Annotated in this window: 15 protein-coding genes; 7 read left to right on the top strand and 8 right to left on the bottom strand. The window is 65.7% G+C overall.

All coding sequences use genetic code 11. From position 1 onward, the window contains the following. Window position 1: 1 nt before the first annotated feature. Window positions 2-913 carry an oxygenase MpaB family protein gene (locus GXK59_RS15350; protein ID WP_160668072.1) on the bottom strand — a complete coding sequence of 304 codons (912 nt, stop codon included), beginning with the start codon at window positions 911-913 and terminating at the stop codon, window positions 2-4. A 280-nt stretch (window positions 914-1,193) separates the two neighbouring features. Here GXK59_RS15350 and GXK59_RS20510 point away from each other — a divergent pair, with 280 nt between their 5' ends. The 4 genes from GXK59_RS20510 (at window position 1,194) to GXK59_RS15325 (ending at window position 5,704) form a co-directional block, all read left to right on the top strand. Then, window positions 1,194-2,549, top strand: coding sequence for a M23 family metallopeptidase (locus tag GXK59_RS20510; protein ID WP_237393913.1), 1,356 nt, complete (start codon window positions 1,194-1,196; stop codon window positions 2,547-2,549). 96 nt (window positions 2,550-2,645) lie between these two features. Further along, window positions 2,646-3,131: a glutathione peroxidase gene (locus GXK59_RS15335; RefSeq protein ID WP_160668070.1), complete on the top strand. Its 486-nt coding sequence runs from the start codon at window positions 2,646-2,648 to the stop codon at window positions 3,129-3,131. Between the two features lie 223 nt (window positions 3,132-3,354). Further along, the gene (gene fdhA / locus GXK59_RS15330) at window positions 3,355-4,566 is read left to right on the top strand and encodes a formaldehyde dehydrogenase, glutathione-independent (protein ID WP_160668068.1); all 1,212 of its coding nucleotides are present in this window, start codon (window positions 3,355-3,357) and stop codon (window positions 4,564-4,566) included. Window positions 4,567-4,762: 196 nt separating this feature from the next. Further along, window positions 4,763-5,704, top strand: a complete 942-nt coding sequence (locus GXK59_RS15325; protein ID WP_160668067.1) for a phosphodiesterase — start codon at window positions 4,763-4,765, stop codon at window positions 5,702-5,704. Window positions 5,705-5,997: 293 nt separating this feature from the next. Here GXK59_RS15325 and GXK59_RS15320 read toward each other — a convergent pair whose 3' ends face one another. The 3 genes from GXK59_RS15320 to GXK59_RS15310 all read right to left on the bottom strand — a co-directional run bounded on the left by GXK59_RS15320 (window position 5,998) and on the right by GXK59_RS15310 (window position 9,987). Beyond that, the gene (locus tag GXK59_RS15320) at window positions 5,998-7,104 is read right to left on the bottom strand and encodes an IS110 family transposase (protein ID WP_160668065.1); all 1,107 of its coding nucleotides are present in this window, start codon (window positions 7,102-7,104) and stop codon (window positions 5,998-6,000) included. A gap of 212 nt (window positions 7,105-7,316) precedes the next feature. After that, on the bottom strand, window positions 7,317-8,951 hold the full coding sequence (locus GXK59_RS15315) for a stealth family protein (protein WP_202129141.1): 1,635 nt from the start codon (window positions 8,949-8,951) through the stop codon (window positions 7,317-7,319). Window positions 8,952-9,072: 121 nt separating this feature from the next. Then, entirely contained in the window at window positions 9,073-9,987 is a 915-nt protein-coding gene (locus tag GXK59_RS15310; protein ID WP_160668063.1) for a hypothetical protein, read from the bottom strand. A 179-nt stretch (window positions 9,988-10,166) separates the two neighbouring features. Between GXK59_RS15310 and GXK59_RS15305 the strand changes: the two genes are divergently transcribed. Both GXK59_RS15305 and GXK59_RS15300 read left to right on the top strand, forming a co-directional pair. Continuing rightward, a complete protein-coding gene (locus GXK59_RS15305) occupies window positions 10,167-10,466 on the top strand; it encodes a type II toxin-antitoxin system VapB family antitoxin (RefSeq protein ID WP_024367337.1) in 300 nt (99 codons plus the stop codon). After that, window positions 10,459-11,136: a LytR C-terminal domain-containing protein gene (locus GXK59_RS15300; protein WP_160668061.1), complete on the top strand. Its 678-nt coding sequence runs from the start codon at window positions 10,459-10,461 to the stop codon at window positions 11,134-11,136. The genes GXK59_RS15305 and GXK59_RS15300 overlap by 8 nt, the downstream gene beginning before the upstream one ends. Window positions 11,137-11,168: 32 nt before the next feature. Here the strand turns inward: GXK59_RS15300 and GXK59_RS15295 are convergent, their stop codons facing one another. The 3 genes from GXK59_RS15295 to GXK59_RS15285 all read right to left on the bottom strand — a co-directional run bounded on the left by GXK59_RS15295 (window position 11,169) and on the right by GXK59_RS15285 (window position 13,586). Next, window positions 11,169-11,807, bottom strand: a complete 639-nt coding sequence (locus tag GXK59_RS15295) for a TetR/AcrR family transcriptional regulator (RefSeq protein ID WP_160668059.1) — start codon at window positions 11,805-11,807, stop codon at window positions 11,169-11,171. A gap of 60 nt (window positions 11,808-11,867) precedes the next feature. Continuing rightward, window positions 11,868-12,587, bottom strand: a complete 720-nt coding sequence (locus tag GXK59_RS15290; RefSeq protein ID WP_160668057.1) for a DsbA family oxidoreductase — start codon at window positions 12,585-12,587, stop codon at window positions 11,868-11,870. 144 nt (window positions 12,588-12,731) lie between these two features. Further along, window positions 12,732-13,586 carry a fructosamine kinase family protein gene (locus tag GXK59_RS15285; protein ID WP_160668055.1) on the bottom strand — a complete coding sequence of 285 codons (855 nt, stop codon included), beginning with the start codon at window positions 13,584-13,586 and terminating at the stop codon, window positions 12,732-12,734. Here GXK59_RS15285 and GXK59_RS15280 point away from each other — a divergent pair. Continuing rightward, window positions 13,533-15,233 carry a hypothetical protein gene (locus tag GXK59_RS15280; protein ID WP_160668054.1) on the top strand — a complete coding sequence of 567 codons (1,701 nt, stop codon included), beginning with the start codon at window positions 13,533-13,535 and terminating at the stop codon, window positions 15,231-15,233. The genes GXK59_RS15285 and GXK59_RS15280 overlap by 54 nt on opposite strands. Here GXK59_RS15280 and GXK59_RS15275 read toward each other — a convergent pair. After that, a complete protein-coding gene (locus tag GXK59_RS15275) occupies window positions 15,156-15,716 on the bottom strand; it encodes a GNAT family N-acetyltransferase (protein ID WP_160668052.1) in 561 nt (186 codons plus the stop codon). The two genes, GXK59_RS15280 and GXK59_RS15275, sit on opposite strands and share 78 nt — an antisense overlap. Window positions 15,717-15,726: the final 10 nt, after the last annotated feature.

The following is a 15,726-nucleotide window of genomic DNA, read 5'->3' as shown; positions in this document are numbered from 1 at the left end:
CTCAGGCCTGGTGGCCCAGCCTGCGGAGCCTGTCCCGGGCCGCCTGTTCGCTGGGCCCCATCCGGCCCAGGGCAAGATGGACGACGCCGAGTGTCACCTTCGTCGCCAGTCGCACCGGCAGCGGGATGGGACCCAGCCGTGCGGTCCGGAGGCCCAGCAGATCACGGTATTTGGGTTCGAGGCTGGCCACGGCGGCCGCGAACAGCACCCGGTAGCCTGGCCGGAGCACTGGATGAAGCGGTGGATTGCGGATGAACGCCACCGTCTCGGCGACCCTGTCGTCGGAGCGGAGTTCGCCGGCGTCGTACCAGTGGTCCAACTGCCGCCGCATGGCCTCCTCGCTGAGCGGCGGGGACTCCACCCCCATCAGCTCGCCCGCCTGCGCCCACTCACGTACGTACGCATTCGGACCGCCCGGTATCGGCCTGCCCCAGATCTTGTGCGCCGAGAGGAAAGCGTCGGTGAAGGCGATATGCACCCAGCGGAGCAGCTCCGGATCATTCGCCGCGTAGCTCCGGGTGACGCCGTGCCCGTCCACGTACTCCCCGCGCACCGATCCATGGAGCCGCAGCACCCAGTCGGAGGCTGCGCGGGCCGCGGCGGTTGAACCGTAGGAAACCGTAAAAATCCAGCGGATCGTTCCGGCAAGCCGGCCCAGGGGATCCTCGCGGAAGCGGGAGTGGTCGTGGACGCCGGCCAGTGCCGCGGGATGGAGTGCCTGCATCAGCAGGGCCCGAATGCCCGCCACAATCGTTGGCATATCACCATGGACGGCCCAGACCGCCGAGCCTGGTAAGTGGTAACCGGGATCGTCGCCTTCCGCCAGCCGGGGCACCCACTCCGGGACTGTGTCCCGGGTCCCGGTGAAGGTCTGTTTGAGTTCTGCCTGCCATTCCCTGAGGAGGTTGCGCATACTCCATTCTCGCCCACTGCCGCCAGGCCCGATACTTGTCCCGGATCCCGGTACTACTGGGCCACCACTCGACTTTGAAGGGGGGTACTTTGTACGGTTCACAGGCACCCTCGATTGTGGTCCCATAAGAACGTTGGTCCGCGAAATTTGGGACTGGCGAACAGGATCCGGGAGTCACATCGTGGGAAAACACTGGGGAAACTCGTCGAGTGAGCAAGCAACTAGAGCTCGGATCATTGCCGTGCGATGTCTGTCCGGCGGTTTTTGCCTCTCCTTGGCGGTGCTGACTTTCGGAGTCCAAGGGCTGTCCGGCACCGGAGCCGCCGTGGTGCCGTCCCAGGCCCCGGCCTCCGGCGTCGTGGGGCCAGGCACCCTGGATCCGGCCACTGCCGGCATTGCCACGGCAGCGGGAACCGGCGCCGTCGCCACCTCAGCATTCACCGCGGACCCGACGGCGCTCGTGGCCTACGCCCGGTCAACGGTCCAGACGACGTCCAGGGACGGCGTTCCCGGGGAGCTCAATGTGGCGTCAGCCGGGCTGAAACGGCCGGCAGAAGGCTTCCTCATGGCTCCCCTCGAATCACTTCACGAGACTTCACCCTTCGGGCTGCGGACCAGCCCCATCTCGGGGTCAGCCGGCGAATTCCACTGGGGCCAGGACTATGCCGCCGAATGCGGCACCCGTGTCTACGCCGCCGACGCCGGAGTGGTGCGGGCAGTCGGCTGGCACCCGTGGGGTGGCGGAAACCGCGTGGAAATCGATCACGGCAACGGGCTCATCACCACCTACAACCACCTGGAGGCTATCGCCGTCAAAAAGGGTGACTCGATCCGGGTTGGCGAGGTCATTGCGCGGGTGGGAACAACCGGGTCTTCCACCGGCTGCCACTTGCATTTTGAGACCATCCTGAACGGATCCCACAGGAACCCGCACGACTGGATACTTCTTCCGATCGTGCAGACGGACCAGCTGGGCACCATCGAGATGACCAGCTACGCTCCCGACGCCGGTTTGCCTTCCAACACGACCCTTGGCTGGGCCATCCCGGTGTCCGATGACGGGAGGCACGAAGTGGCCGGCGGCTCCCAGGAAGCACCCGTCGCAGCGATGCCGCGAACGCCGTACCTCACGTCCGCGTCAGCCGCGCCCACTCCGTCCATCTGGGACGGGCTGTCGCCGACGAAGACGAGGTCCGATACGCCCACGCTTGAACCCACCCAACCGGCGGGCGACTCTTCGAGCGCGACCACCGCGCCGACAGGCCCCCAGCCGCCGAGCGACACACCGCCTCCTTCGGAGCCCGGCACCACAGCGCCGCCGCCACCGGAACCGCCGACGTCGACCCCGTCGCCCGAGCCCACCGCGCCGCCGTTGCCGCCGCCGGTTGTTGAGCCGGCTCCGCCGCCGGTTGTTGAGCCGGCCCCGCCGCCGCCCGTCGTTGAGCCCCCACCGCCGGTTGTTGAGCCGGCCCCGCCGCCGCCCGTCGTTGAGCCGGCCCCGCCGCCGCCCGTTGTTGAGCCGGCCCCGCCGCCGGTTGTGGAGCCCGCCCCGCCACCGCCGCAGGAGCCCACCGTGGCACCTGCGCCGCCGGCGCCCACGGAGTCCACGGACCCGTCGCTGACTCCTGGCCCGTAGCAGGCACAAACCCATACCCCCGCGCGTTGGTATCGAAGGACAGTCGTGACCATTCCGGACACGAACTTCACTACCGACTTCGCGAGGAACCCTGCCATGACCTCTCTTCACAGCATTCCGCTCACCCTTATCGACGGCGCCGACACGGACTTTGGCCGGTTCAAAGGGGAGGTAGTGCTGGTGGTCAACGTGGCTTCGCAGTGCGGATTCACGCCGCAGTACGCGGGACTCGAGGCGCTCCACAACAAGTTCCGCGAGCAGGGATTCCAAGTGCTCGGCGTCCCCTGCAACCAGTTCGCAGGCCAGGAGCCCGCAGCCGACGCCGAGATCGCTGAATTCTGCGAACGGAACTTCGGCGTGACCTTTCCGCTCACGGCCAAAGCCGACGTCCGCGGCAAGAACCAGCACCCGCTGTACGCCGAGCTCACCAAATTCAAGAACGGTTTCCTGCCCGGGCTCGTGAAATGGAACTTCGAGAAGTTCCTGGTGAACCGCGACGGCGACGTGGTGGCACGTTTCGCCCCCACCGTGGAGCCGGACTCACCCGAGGTCATTGAAGCCGTCCAGTCCGCCCTCAGCTGAGAGTCGGCTCCCGGACCACAAGGGGCCAACGGCCTCTATCCCTAAGCATGCTTGCCGCCTAGACTGGCCGGACCTTCCAAATAAACCGGGCACAGCCACGGCGCGGACGCGCCTGTGTGCGTTGGCGTCGCGCCGACTTCTGCCCGCGGACGGTGCATCAGCACGCTTCGTGAATCACAACTGGACACCCATACCGGGGGTCCGTGACACCAGGAGGAAAGTGATGACAGGGAACAAAGCCGTTGCCTACAAGGGGCCGGGCAAGGTCGAACTGATCGACATTGACTATCCCAGCTTCGAACTTAAGGACGGCCCGGGGGTCAACCCCGCAAACGTGGGCCGTTCGGTGCGCCACGGTGTGATCCTCAAAACCGTTGCCACGAACATTTGCGGCTCGGACCAGCACATGGTCCGCGGCCGCACGACAGCCCCCTCGGATCTCGTGCTCGGCCACGAAATCACCGGCGAGGTCGTGGAAGTCGGGCCAGACGTCGAGTTCATCAAAGTGGGCGACATCTGTTCCGTCCCCTTCAACATCGCTTGTGGACGCTGCCGGAACTGCAAGGAGCGCAAGACCGGTATCTGCCTGAACGTCAACCCCGCCCGTCCGGGTGCCGCCTACGGATACGTGGACATGGGCGGCTGGGTCGGCGGACAGGCCAACTACGTCCTCGTCCCGTATGCGGACTGGAACCTGCTGAAGTTCCCGGACAAGGATCAGGCACTCGAAAAGATCCTGGATCTGGCCATGCTCTCGGACATTTTCCCGACAGGCTTCCACGGAGCCGTCAGTGCAGGCGTCGGTGTCGGTTCCACGGTCTACATCGCCGGTGCCGGGCCGGTCGGCCTCGCGGCGGCCACGAGTGCCCAGTTGCTGGGCGCCGCGGTGGTGATTGTCGGGGACATGAACGCGGACCGGTTGAAGCAGGCGCGCAGTTTCGGTTGCGAAACCGTTGACCTGTCCCAGGGCGGGCCCGCGGAGCAGATCGAGCAGCTGCTCGGCGTGCCCGAAGTTGACTGCGGCGTCGACGCCGTCGGCTTCGAAGCGAAGGGCCACGGCCACGACGCCAAGGAAGCTCCGGCCACGGTGCTCAACTCGCTGATGGAAATCACCGCAGCTGGCGGTGCGCTCGGCATTCCGGGACTCTACGTCACCGGCGATCCGGGCGGCATCGACGAGGCTGCCAAGAAAGGTGCCCTCTCGCTCAGTCTCGGCACGGGCTGGGCCAAATCGCTGAGCTTCACCACCGGGCAGTGTCCGGTGATGAAGTACAACCGCCAGCTGATGATGGCGATCCTCCATGACAAGGTCCATATCGCCAAGAACGTCAACGCGAAGGCGATCCCGCTGGAGGAGGCGCCGAAGGGTTACGCGGAGTTCGACGCCGGTGCCGCCACGAAGTACGTGCTGAACCCGAACGGCTACCTGAGCTAGCCGCCAAGTACCTGAGTAAGCACATTCCGTCGGACACATACCGGAGCAGGTATGTGTCCGGCGGATTACTCGTTGTTGTCATTTTTTCAAACATGCCTACTGGAGTTTGCACATTGTTGGCCGAATGTCTGGTTGGATAGACATTACTGAGAGGGAAGTTGGGGGCTACAGCCTCCACCCAACCAGGAAGGTAGCAATGGAGCTCATCGAGGCCGAACACCCCCGGCCACGTCATTTTCTACTCCATCTGAGTGACCCCCACCTGCTGGGCGGTCCGGCACCGTTGCATGGTGTGGTCGACAGCGACGCCCTGCTCCAACAACTCTTTGACGAAGTGCGGGCGTCCGGCGCACGTCCCGAAGCCGTGATTTTCACCGGCGACCTCGCTGACCGGGGCGAACCCGAGGCGTACGCGAAGCTGCGGGCGATCGTCGAGCCCGCCTGCAAGGCCCTGGGTGCGAAAGTCATCTGGGCGATGGGAAACCACGACAACCGCGCCAACTTCCGCACCGGCCTGCTGGACCTGCCTGCCGACGATGCCCCCGTGGACCACACGTACTTCATCAACGGGCTGCGAATCATCACCCTCGACACGTCAGTCCCGGGCTTCCACCACGGTGAGCTGAGCCCGGAGCAGCTGGAGTGGCTCGCGGCCGAACTCGCCACACCCGCCCCGGACGGAACCATCCTTGCCCTGCACCACCCGCCGGTGCCTTCGGTCCTGGATCTCGCGGTCCTCGTGGAGTTGCGGAACCAGACGGCACTGGCCGGGGTCCTGCGGAACTCCGATGTCCGTGCCATTCTGGGCGGCCACCTGCACTATTCGACGACGGCGACGTTCGCCGGGATTCCTGTCTCGGTGGCGTCGGCCACCTGCTACACGCAGGACCTCAACGTTCCGGTTGGCGGAACCCGCGGACGCGACGGCGGCCAGGCGTTCAACCTCGTCCACGTCTATGAACACACGATCGTGCACTCCGTGGTTCTGCTCGGCGACACCCCCGCCGTCGGCGAGCTCGTCTCCGCCGAGGAAACGCAGCGACGGATTGCGGCGGCAGGGATCCGCATCCCGAGCAAGGCGAAACTCGAGGAACCGGCCCGGACCTTTGATAGCCGGCGGCTGACCGCCCGCAACTGATATGTAGTTGTTCCTTGTCAAGAGGGCAAGGGTGAGCGGTCCAAGACTGGATGTCTTGGACCGCTCACCTGTGTTCGTTCCCTGCCTGGTCCGGCCGGCCGGCGCGTCTTGATCGACGGCGCTGTCAGACTGATATGCGCGGGTTGGCTACCGCAGGACGAGGTGTTCGGCTGGAGGGGTGCCGCTGGTCTAGCAATGTCGGGCGTCACCGGGGATTGCCGGTTGTCCATAGTTGTATCGCGGGTCTCCTCCACGCTGCCGAGCCATCCAGGCCGGCCGGGAACGGCACACCTCTATTCATCGGTCCATGGCTGCTCCCGTTGGACTTGGGCGGCGAGAGACCAGCACCAGCCAGCCAGTTCGCGGGCGACGGCGACGTTAGCGATGACCCGGCGTTTGTGCCTGGCTTCGAACTGGTCCCACCTGTGATGCAGCCGGTGGTTGCCTTGATGGCCGCGGACCCGGGAGACCTCATCGGCTGCGTCCCAGCGGGCGCGCATGTCCCGGCTGGCATGGGTGTAGGGGCGGCGATGGTGCCAGGCGGCCTCGACCAGCAGGCGGCGGGCATGGATGTTGCCGGTTTCAGTGATCCCGCCCTGGGACCGGGAAGCGCCGGATGAATGCTCCGAGGGAACCAGACCCAGATACGCGCCGATCGTAGAGCCGGTGAAGCGGGTCCAGTCACCAATCTCCACCGCGAGGCCGAAAGCGGTGAGCACCGAGATCCCGCGCAGGCACATCAAAGCGTGGACCACGGGGGCGTAGCGGTCGGTCGCAGCGAGGGCCGTGATCTTCGCGTCCAACCTGTTCCTGCGGTCCAGCGTCAGCTCGGCTGTCTCCAGCCCGGCCTCGTAGGCGGCCTGCAGGGCAGGGTCATCGAATCGTTGCCGGTGCAGCCAGGTGTGGTGGGCGTCGGTCCAGGCATGGCCGCCGGAGTAGACCAGGCCATGGCGCAGCAGGAGCTTGGAAACGCGGTTCCTGGCCCGCATCAAATCCGCGCGGACGTCCTCACGGGCACGCACCAGATCCCGGGCTGCTTCATCCGCACGGCCCGGAACCCGCACGGACGTTATCTGTCCGAGCAGGGCCAACCGGGCCAGATGCTCAGCATCGCGCGCATCGGTCTTCACCCGGTCCCCGGGCGGCCGCTGAAGCTTCGAGGGCGCCACAACCAGGCACTCGATCCCTGCACCGACCAGTAACCGGGCCAATCCGAATCCGGTTGGCCCTGCCTCATAGACAACGAGGACCGGGCCCGGCAACCCGGAAACCCACTCGGCGACCCCGGCATCGTTGGCGGCCAGGCTCTGCCTCAGGATCTCGCCCGTTTCACGGTCGATCGCGCAGCCCTTCACACTGCGCGCATGGACATCCAAACCGACGTAAGTACGCTTATTCATGGCTGGAACCTTCAGACGTTCAAATGTGGCTCTGCCAGTCCACACCCCCGCAGGTATGCGGGGGAAGACCCGGACCGGTAACCCACGAACCTCTTTGAACCCGAGGTTCCAGTCCTACATCAGGACCGGCCCACCACACTTCATATCGTCTAGCGGAACCCGCACAGGGGCGACGGCGGGCCGGCTCGTGGCCGCTCCCGCCGACCGCCTGGCTACTTTTCCCAGGGCGCCTTGATCGGGTAATACTTCTCCAGGAAGTCCGTCACGAGCTCGGCCCGTTCCTCGGCCGCAACCTCGGGGAAGCTTCCGTCATTGAGGCAGAAGAAGTCCATGTTCCGCTTGGCGAGCAGCTTGGGCAGGTAGTTCAGTCCGGCCCTGGCCGTCGTGTCCACGTAGCGCACCTTTGCCGCCGTCTGGGTGACGGCCCGGCCGGTCAGCAACGCGTAGTAGTGGTAGAACGAGTTGGTCACCGAGATGTTGTCGGCCGCGCGGAAGGTGCTGGCCGCCGTCTTGGCGAATTCGGCCGGAAACTCCTGCTCCATCCGGGCCACGACGCTGCGCCGCAGCGGAGCAGCCGTGTGCTCCAGGTGTCGGGTGGTGATTCGGCCGAACCGGTCCCAGAGCAGCTTGCGGTTCACGCGGGCGGCGTTCTCGAAGCCGCTGCGCTCGGCGTCGTTGTCCCCAAGCCCGATCCGGGTCTCCGCTTCGATGAACTTCGTGATGCCGCCGGGCGTGAAGAACATGTCCGGCCCGACGGCGCGGCCGAAGAACATGTCATCGTTCGAGTACAGGAAGTGCTCGGACAGGCCTTCGATGTGGTGGAGCTGGCACTCCACCGCCTGCGAGTTGTGGGTGGGCAGCACGGACGGGTCGGCGAAGAACTCCTCGCTGCGGACGATCGTCACTCCCGGGTGGTCGGCCAGCCATGCGGGAGTGGGGGAGTCCGTGGCGATGAAGATCCGGCGGATCCAGGGCGCGAACATGTACACCGAGCGCAGCGCGTACTTGAGTTCGTCGATCTGGCGGAAGCGGGCCTCGTGGTCGTCACCTTCGCCCACCACGACGCCGGCCATCCGTGCGCGCCGCGCTGCGATGTACTCCGGGGAGCTGCCGTCCACCCAGGAGAAGACGAGATCGATGTCGAAGCTGATGTCACTGGCGTGGTCCGCGAACATGTTCTCGATCGTGGGCCACGTGTGGCCGTACCGCTCCACCGTGCCGCGGACCGCGTCCTGGGCCAGCAGCGTCCGGCGGGTCAGCGAGTTCTCGATCGGGAGGATCAGCTGGTCACCTTCGAAACTCCACAGTTCCAGCTGCACGCCGGCCGAGGCGCCGAACTCAAAGCCGCCCTCCGGCTCGACCCGGGGACGGTACAGCCGGAAGATCCGGGACTGCCGGTTGGGGGAGAGTTCGCCGTCAGCCACCAGCACCGAGGACTTCTTCTTGGCGTCGACGCTCATCGAGTAGAAGGGCTCGTCGTGGCAGGCCTCCACGAGAGCGCCGCGAAGTTCCTTGCGGTCCTTCCAGTCCACGGCGATGACAGGCCTGTCGTTGTTGCCGCGGACCAGGAGATAGTCGAGGCAGGCGGCGTCAAGCACTGACCGGATGAACATCAAATCCTCGACCATGGCCTGGTACGGCGTGCGGTTCTCGTTGATCAGGCCATACCGGCCCCGCCGGCGCACAACGTCCTGGCGTGTCCGGAATCTCGCCACGGCAGCCGCGGACGTAACCTCATCGTGGGCATCAACGGATGCCTGGCTGCCGTAGTAGATCTCGTCCTGGACCAATGCGTCTGTAATTTCGATTCTCCGTGATTCTTTGCGTGAATGTGTCCCTACTTGCATGATAACGTCCGCCCCAAAATCGCCTGGATTATCCGCGGCTGAAACGCCGCCAGTGTGGGCCGCCAGAGCCCATCGTCCACCCCCCGGAACACGTGGTTCCGCGAGGGTTCGGCCCGCTGGTTCAGCCCAGGAGGGCCAGCCGCCAGCTGCGCAGGAAAGCGGCCCCGGCGTCGTCGTGGATGACGTCCTCGCCCAGCCCCAGATCCGCCGCCGTGAGGACCTCGTACGGTTTCACCGGGACGCCGTCGGCGGGCCGGACATCGACATGTTTCACCGGGTGGTCGTTGTGGTGCAGCCAGTCGGCCATGGCGTAGTCGGTCCGGGAATCGCCCACCGTGCGCCAGGCCTGCGGGTTGACGCCCTGCGCCGCCAGCAGCTCGACGGCCCGGCTCGCGCCGAGGTCCTTGCCGAGCCGGACCGACTCGATATCGGTGGAGATGATGGTCGGATCCACGCGGTAATCGATCCGGTCATCGGAGTCCGGGGCGTGGTGGTCCAGGCGCACCACTCCGAGGCCATGCCGTGCCATCAGTTCCATGGCATCCGCGTCGAAGAGCTGCTGCTCGGCCCGGTAGTCGGAGTTCTCGACGGCGATGTGCTGCTCGACCGAGACCATGGCCTGCTTGGTTTCGTCGAAGAACATGTGGCTGGCGTAATCCTCGGCCACAAGCCGGCGCACGTCGTCCCCGAACGCTCGCGGGATGGCCAGTTCGTGATCGACATGGACGGCCCCGGGGCCCGTGGCGGTGTAGCTGAACCAGACAGCACCTTTCTCGCACACGGCATGGATCAGGGTGCCGGCCGGCATCCCCGCCGCGATCATCGGCTCCATCACCTGTTCGCGGATGAATGCAGCCGAGCGGCCCGTATTGAAGATCACCGGGATTCCCACCGCGGCCAGCGCCAGCAGGTCCGCGATGATCGCCGGCTGCACCGTGCGGGTGACGGGACTGGCCACAGGACCGTCGACGTCGAGCAACAGCGCCAGCGGAGGAGCCGACGGCGAGAGGGAAGCTGAGGTCTCGGGAGTTGTCATGTCCCCATTCTCCCAGCCTGCAGGCGTCTTTGCATGTGGTGTGGACTGCGCCGCCGGCAAGGTCTTGGCTGTGACAGTAAGGACAAGATGGTGTGACAAATGGTTACCGTTTGGCTACAACCTCCCGGCAGCGGGAGTCGTGGATTCCTTTGGCCGTCCAAGTTCCTTAGGCTTGCAGGGTGATATTCAAAGCCGTGGGCGAGGGCCGCCCGTACCCCGACCATGGTTACAGCACGCCCAAGGACTGGGCGGCACTGCCGCCGCGACCAGTCCGGCTGGACGATCTGGTGACCACCAAGCGCACGCTCGACCTCGAGGCACTGCTGGCAGAAGACTCCACGTTCTTCGGGGATCTGTTCCCGCACGTCGTCGAATACCGCGGCGTCCTCTACCTGGAGGACGGCCTGCACCGCGCCGTCCGGACCGCACTGCACCAGCGCACGGCGATCCACGCGCGCGTGCTGGTGATAAATGGCTAGAAAGCCGAAGGACGTCACCGTCCTGCACGGGCACCAGGTCATTACCGGCTCGGACTTGCGGGCCGCCTTCGTGGAGGATGACGAACTGCACGACAATCCCGTCAGGATGCGGCGACGCATCCTGCACCGCGTCGTCCTGGTGCTCCTCGTCGGTCTGGTTGCCGCCGCGATTGTGGTCGCCCTCGCGATCATGAACGGCCAGATCAAGGTTCCGACGGCGGAGCGCAGCCAGGCGGCGGCGGCCTCCGTCTGCCCGGAGGCGCGCTTTGACTACACGCCGCCGGAGAAGATCAACCTCAATGTCTTCAACTCCACGTCCCGTCCGGGGCTGGCCCGCACGGTGGCCGACGAGTTCGTGGCCCGCAAGTTCGTGGTCGGCGCCGTCGCCAACACGACGTCGGGCTACCGCGGGGTGGCGCTGGTCGTGTCCGGCGCTGCCGGACAGTCGGCGGCGTTCAGTGTGCAGCGCAACCTGCCGGGCTCGGACTATTTCCAGGACGCCCGGACAGACCCGAGCGTGGACGTCATCCTCACCGGAGACTTCAAGGAACTCGCGAAGCCGGAACTGGTCGACCAGACGCCCGGCCAGCTCAGCTGCCCGCGCGAGGGCCGGCGGATAGTGGACGAGCCGGGGACCGTGACCCCGACGGCGTCACCCGCCGGCAGTTAGCCCCGTCCGCCGGCGCGGCCCGTCCCCGGGCGTCAGGAATGCAGGCGGAGGGGGCGGCCGTCGTCGTCGAACCGTGCGCCGGCGCCGAGCTGGACGAAGCGCACAGTGCGGGCCAGCCGGGCCTCCGCCCCGGAGTCCTCGCCAGCGCCGTCGCCCCGTGCGGCGCTGGAGGACAGCGTGCCGTGGATGAGCTGCGCGAGCTGGGTGATGTCCGCTTCCGGAAGGTATCCCTGGGCGACTCCGTCCCGCAGGATGCCCTGCAGGAGCACGCTGAGCTCCCCGACGTGGTCGGCAAGTTTCGCGAACGACGCTGGGGAGAGCACTGCGCCCATCGCGGGGCCGGGCGGCAGGTGGCGCCGGCTGAGGTCCTCGACCTGGGCGCGCACATACAGGGCCAGACGGTCCACCGGGTTTTCCAGCGAATCCAGGGACTCCCTCAGGTCAACCAGGAAGCGCTCGGTCTCGTCCAGCGCATAGGCGATGAGCAGCTCTTCGATGTCCGCGTAGTAGTTGTACACGGCGGTGCGGCCGATCCGGGCGTGCCGTGCGACGTCGGTCATGGTCAGCCCCGGCAGGCCGTGCGTGAAGAGGAGCTCGCCGAACGCAGTCAGGATACGGCGTTGGGTCTCGGCGCGTTGGGCGGCGTTGCTCGCGGCCGAAATCCTGGGCATACGGACACTTTAGCGCGATCTGTCAGCAAAACGCGGTTTGTCGCCGGGCTGCTGCAATCTTTAGGTGGCGCAGCCCTCCGGGCCGCAGGCCGCTGCGGTTCCGGTGGGGTCGCTGCTGCCGGCTGAGCTGACCATCTCGAGCGGGCGGCTGTCCTGCCAGGCCTGTTCAAGGGCGGTGGTGAACGTCGCGGCGGGCTGGGCGCCGGAGAGCCCGAACTTGCGGTCGATCACAAAGAACGGGACGCCGGTGATGCCCAGCGCGCGGCCTTCCTCGAAGTCCAGCCGGACGTCGTCGGCGTATTTGTCGGTGGTGAACAGTTCGTCCAGTTCGGCGGCGCCGATCCCCAGATCCAGCCCCAATGAGGTCAGGTAGTCCCGGCTGCCGATGTCCAGGCCCCGCTCGAAGTGGTCGCTGAGCAGGCGTTCCTTCGCGGCGTCCTGCTGCCCGTGCGTGGCGGCCAAGTGGATCAGCCGGTGGGCGGTGAAGCTGTTGGCGACTACGACGTCGTCGAAGCGGTAGTTGAGGCCCTCGCCCTTGGCCTGCGCTGCCACGTGCGCGAACATTCCTGCGACCTCAGCCGGGGCCATGCCCTTGCGGGTGCTCAGGTAGTCCAGTTCGGTGCCGTCGTAGTGGTCCGGCAGGGACGGATCCAGCTGGTAGCTGCGCCACTTCACCTCCACAGACTCGCGGTGCGGGAAGGCCGCGAGGGCCGTTTCAAAGCGGCGTTTGCCGATGTAGCACCAGGGGCACGCGACGTCGGACCAGATTTCAATCTTCATGATCGCCACAACCCCCAGGGGTCCGGCTCCATTCCCCGGCGGGCTGTGTTAGATACCCCACAAAGGGACCTGCGACTGAACCAACCCTGCGCAAATTGCCGGGAATCCGGGTCCAACCGAGTCCACCGCACAACACACTGTGACTCAAAACCACTGTTTGGAGGCAACGGTGAGCAGCTCCGATACACCGGCCGCAGCAACTCCTTGGGGCAACCGGAGGCTCCCCAGCGAGCCGCGCGACCGAACGATCTCGCGTGAGCCGGCTTCCAACACGCACTCGGCAGCCAGCAGGTCCCACGGCTCCCGATCCGACGGCAGGTTCTCGACAGATATCCAACGCCTGAGAAGAGCTTCGGGTCCAACTCCCCCCGGGCCTGCCCGCGCAGACCATCGCGCCGCGTCGAAGGAGGCGGCGCCCTGAAGCGCTGACGCGTCGAAGACGATCAAGCGCCCGCTCCTACTTTTGCCCAGGTTGGCCGGCGCCATATCGCCGTGCAGGGGAACTCCTCTCCCGCTGGCGTATGCGGCAGCGGCCCTGCCCAGCCACGAGGAGGGAACGTTCTGCCCGGATCCAAGGAGTGAGGCCACCGCTTCTTTCCAACGCGGGACCATCACCTCGTCGAGAGGTCGAAGCAGCGACTCCACATCGCGGATCGGACGGTGCATGGTCCTGCCCATGTTTGCCAGTTGGTCCACGAGCGCCAACTGATCGGTAAGGACGGTCGCGGCCGGACGCAGTTCCAGGTGCTCCATCAACAACCAGCTGCAATCGCCGGCCTCGCCGCACACCAGCCTCGGAACATCCAGGCCCCTGGCCCGCCAGGCCTGCTGGAGCGGCCCTTCGCCCCGGGGGCGGTCCCCATAGACCTTGAGAACCACCTGGGACCCGGGCACTGCGACGGGCGAGCCCTTCGTGAGGAGGAAGCGGTAGAGCAGCCTGGGCTTGTGATCGACGGCCAGCGCGCCCAGAAACCGGCCAAGACCCAGCTGCGTCTGCAACTTTGGCAGGACTTCTACAACTCGTTCGAAGGCCGGCATGTCTTCCGATGCGTGCATCGCAACGACTTGACGCTGCTCCTCAATTGCAGCAATGAGTCCTTTACCTGGTTCGTTCACGTGTATGCCCCGTTGTCCAACTATGATCTCCCTAACATACGGGGCATTTGCGGGCGGACGAACGGGGACACCATGCGCGGCGCGGGACAACACTTTGGGCGGCGCGTTGCTTACCTCGTGATGGGTTTGCTGCTCATCAGCGTAATCGTCGTCGCCGCCGCCGTCGTAAAGGCCGTGGATTCCGACAATTGGACTATTGCAGACTGGTTCAACCTCACCATTTCACTCCTGCTTGGCGTCTATTTTTTCTTTCTGGCCCAGCAGGTTAACAGCAACGCGCAGAAGCGTGCTGAGGCGTTGGCCAATGCCGACCTCATCACGTCCGCCGGACGGCTGGCTATGAGCAGCGCACGCAGCCTCGCGGGGTCGGAGGCAGCATCGCTGCGAGTGGCGGCAGACGCGCGGGCGGCGTTGCAGCACTACCCGTACGCGGAAGCGACGGTGCAGAAGGAGCTCGCGAAGTCGGTCAGCGACGCCTATAACAATCTCGCATTCTCGACCTTCTTGCACTCCGATAGCCTGGCGCGCTCAGTTTGGGCGCGGGTATTAGAGGGAACGGCCAGCGTCGTGGCCGAGACAGACAAGCTTGCCTTCACACAGGCGGGTCGTCTGCGAGATCCCGATTTGGTGCCCGTCGCGGACCACGTTGGCTTCATTGAGCTGCTTGGCCGCGACCTGCGGGAGAACGCCGGGCCGGATCTGTCGATCCATGAAAGCCGTCCTCTTTCAGCGGTGTGGGACGTCACGAAGTTGAGGCACTCCCGGCGGCCCAACATTAGCCGTCCGGAGAAGGAAGAGACCATCCGGCGCCTCGATCGTTTGCAGATGCTCTACCGGGACGAGCTCACTGTCCTGCACGATTGGGAGATCCTTCGTAAAAATGCCGAGAACCTCTCTTGCGAGGTCGAGCTCGCCGATATCGCAGCGGCACATGAGTGGCTGGCCCCCTGGTACGTCCGGCAGATGGCCGATGGCCAGCCGGCACCTGCCAATGTACTGGGTGGCGGCCTCAATGAGAGGGCTCAGTACGACAAGCTGCAAGTCAATGCATCAACCCCGCTGTGGCCGAACGCGCTCGAACACGGCAACCTGCCGCATGGGATGCGCACCAAGGGCATCGCCAACCTGGGCCACGTGCTCGAGTCGCAGTCGTCGCCCACAGTCTGCGTTCTCGCCTACGAACTCTGCCTTGATGAGGGGACCGGCAAGACAAAACGGCTGGTGCTGGATGGGAACCACCGGTTGGCAGCGGCCTTCCGCATGTCGCTTGAGGACACCGCTTGCTCGCAAGGACGGAAAAAAACCCGACGGTTTAGGGTCCTGACATTCCTCATCCGGGAGCGACAGCCCGTGGATGACCTTGTCGCCACCGGGGATCACGAGAAGATACCTTACCCATGGAGGGGCTTCACGCCGGATGTCGGTCTCGTGCGCGGAACGTGGCGCCCTGACCTACCCGCGGTTGAAGGGCTGGAGGGACTGCGGGATAGCCCTTTCCAGGACAAAATCGTGCTCGATGGTCGTCCCTAGCCGAAACGATCTGCTGCCCGCCTTACTGAAACCGGATTTCTCGTAGAAGCGGATTGCCCGGGCATTCTGGCTGTTGACTCCCAGCCAAATCCCGGCCGCGCCCGCTTCTGTTCCGGCCTGTATGGAGCCGCGCATGAGTTCCGTGGCCGCGCCGAGCCCGTGATAGTCAGGATGGACGTAGCATTTGCTGAGTTCGATGGAGGGGAGCAGTGTCAGGGTCGATGCAACGTCCGGGTCCTGCGCGGGCCGGTTTTCCAGAAGGCTGTAGCCGCGCAGCGCGCCGGTGTCGTCGATCACGAGGATGGTCACCTCAGGGTCCGCCAGATAGTTCCGGAAGTGAATCTCACTGAGAGTGTTGGCCACGTGCGCGGCGATATCCTCCGGTGACGACGACGGTGGGCATGCCAGCGGGAAGGTGACCGCCGCAAGCGCAGCCAGTGGTCCGGCGTCGTCCGCTGTTGCCTTACGGATGGTGTGGGTCATGAAGGCAGTC

The organism is Pseudarthrobacter sp. ATCC 49987 (assembly GCF_009928425.1).
Lineage (GTDB): Bacteria > Actinomycetota > Actinomycetes > Actinomycetales > Micrococcaceae > Arthrobacter.
The sequence above is the reverse complement of the archived record's forward strand: the minus strand, read 5'-3'. Positions and strand labels throughout refer to the sequence as shown.

Excerpts from the sequence above, each read along its gene's own strand:
- GXK59_RS15350 (WP_160668072.1), bottom strand. The coding sequence starts at position 913 with ATGCGCAACCTCCTCAGGGAATGGCAGGCAGAACTCAAACAGACCTTC.
- GXK59_RS15335 (WP_160668070.1), top strand. The coding sequence starts at position 2,646 with ATGACCTCTCTTCACAGCATTCCGCTCACCCTTATCGACGGCGCCGAC.
- fdhA (WP_160668068.1), top strand. The coding sequence starts at position 3,355 with ATGACAGGGAACAAAGCCGTTGCCTACAAGGGGCCGGGCAAGGTCGAA.
- GXK59_RS15325 (WP_160668067.1), top strand. The coding sequence starts at position 4,763 with ATGGAGCTCATCGAGGCCGAACACCCCCGGCCACGTCATTTTCTACTC.
- GXK59_RS15320 (WP_160668065.1), bottom strand. The coding sequence starts at position 7,104 with ATGAATAAGCGTACTTACGTCGGTTTGGATGTCCATGCGCGCAGTGTG.
- GXK59_RS15315 (WP_202129141.1), bottom strand. The coding sequence starts at position 8,951 with ATGCAAGTAGGGACACATTCACGCAAAGAATCACGGAGAATCGAAATT.
- GXK59_RS15310 (WP_160668063.1), bottom strand. The coding sequence starts at position 9,987 with ATGACAACTCCCGAGACCTCAGCTTCCCTCTCGCCGTCGGCTCCTCCG.
- GXK59_RS15300 (WP_160668061.1), top strand. The coding sequence starts at position 10,459 with ATGGCTAGAAAGCCGAAGGACGTCACCGTCCTGCACGGGCACCAGGTC.
- GXK59_RS15295 (WP_160668059.1), bottom strand. The coding sequence starts at position 11,807 with ATGCCCAGGATTTCGGCCGCGAGCAACGCCGCCCAACGCGCCGAGACC.
- GXK59_RS15290 (WP_160668057.1), bottom strand. The coding sequence starts at position 12,587 with ATGAAGATTGAAATCTGGTCCGACGTCGCGTGCCCCTGGTGCTACATC.
- GXK59_RS15275 (WP_160668052.1), bottom strand. The coding sequence starts at position 15,716 with ATGACCCACACCATCCGTAAGGCAACAGCGGACGACGCCGGACCACTG.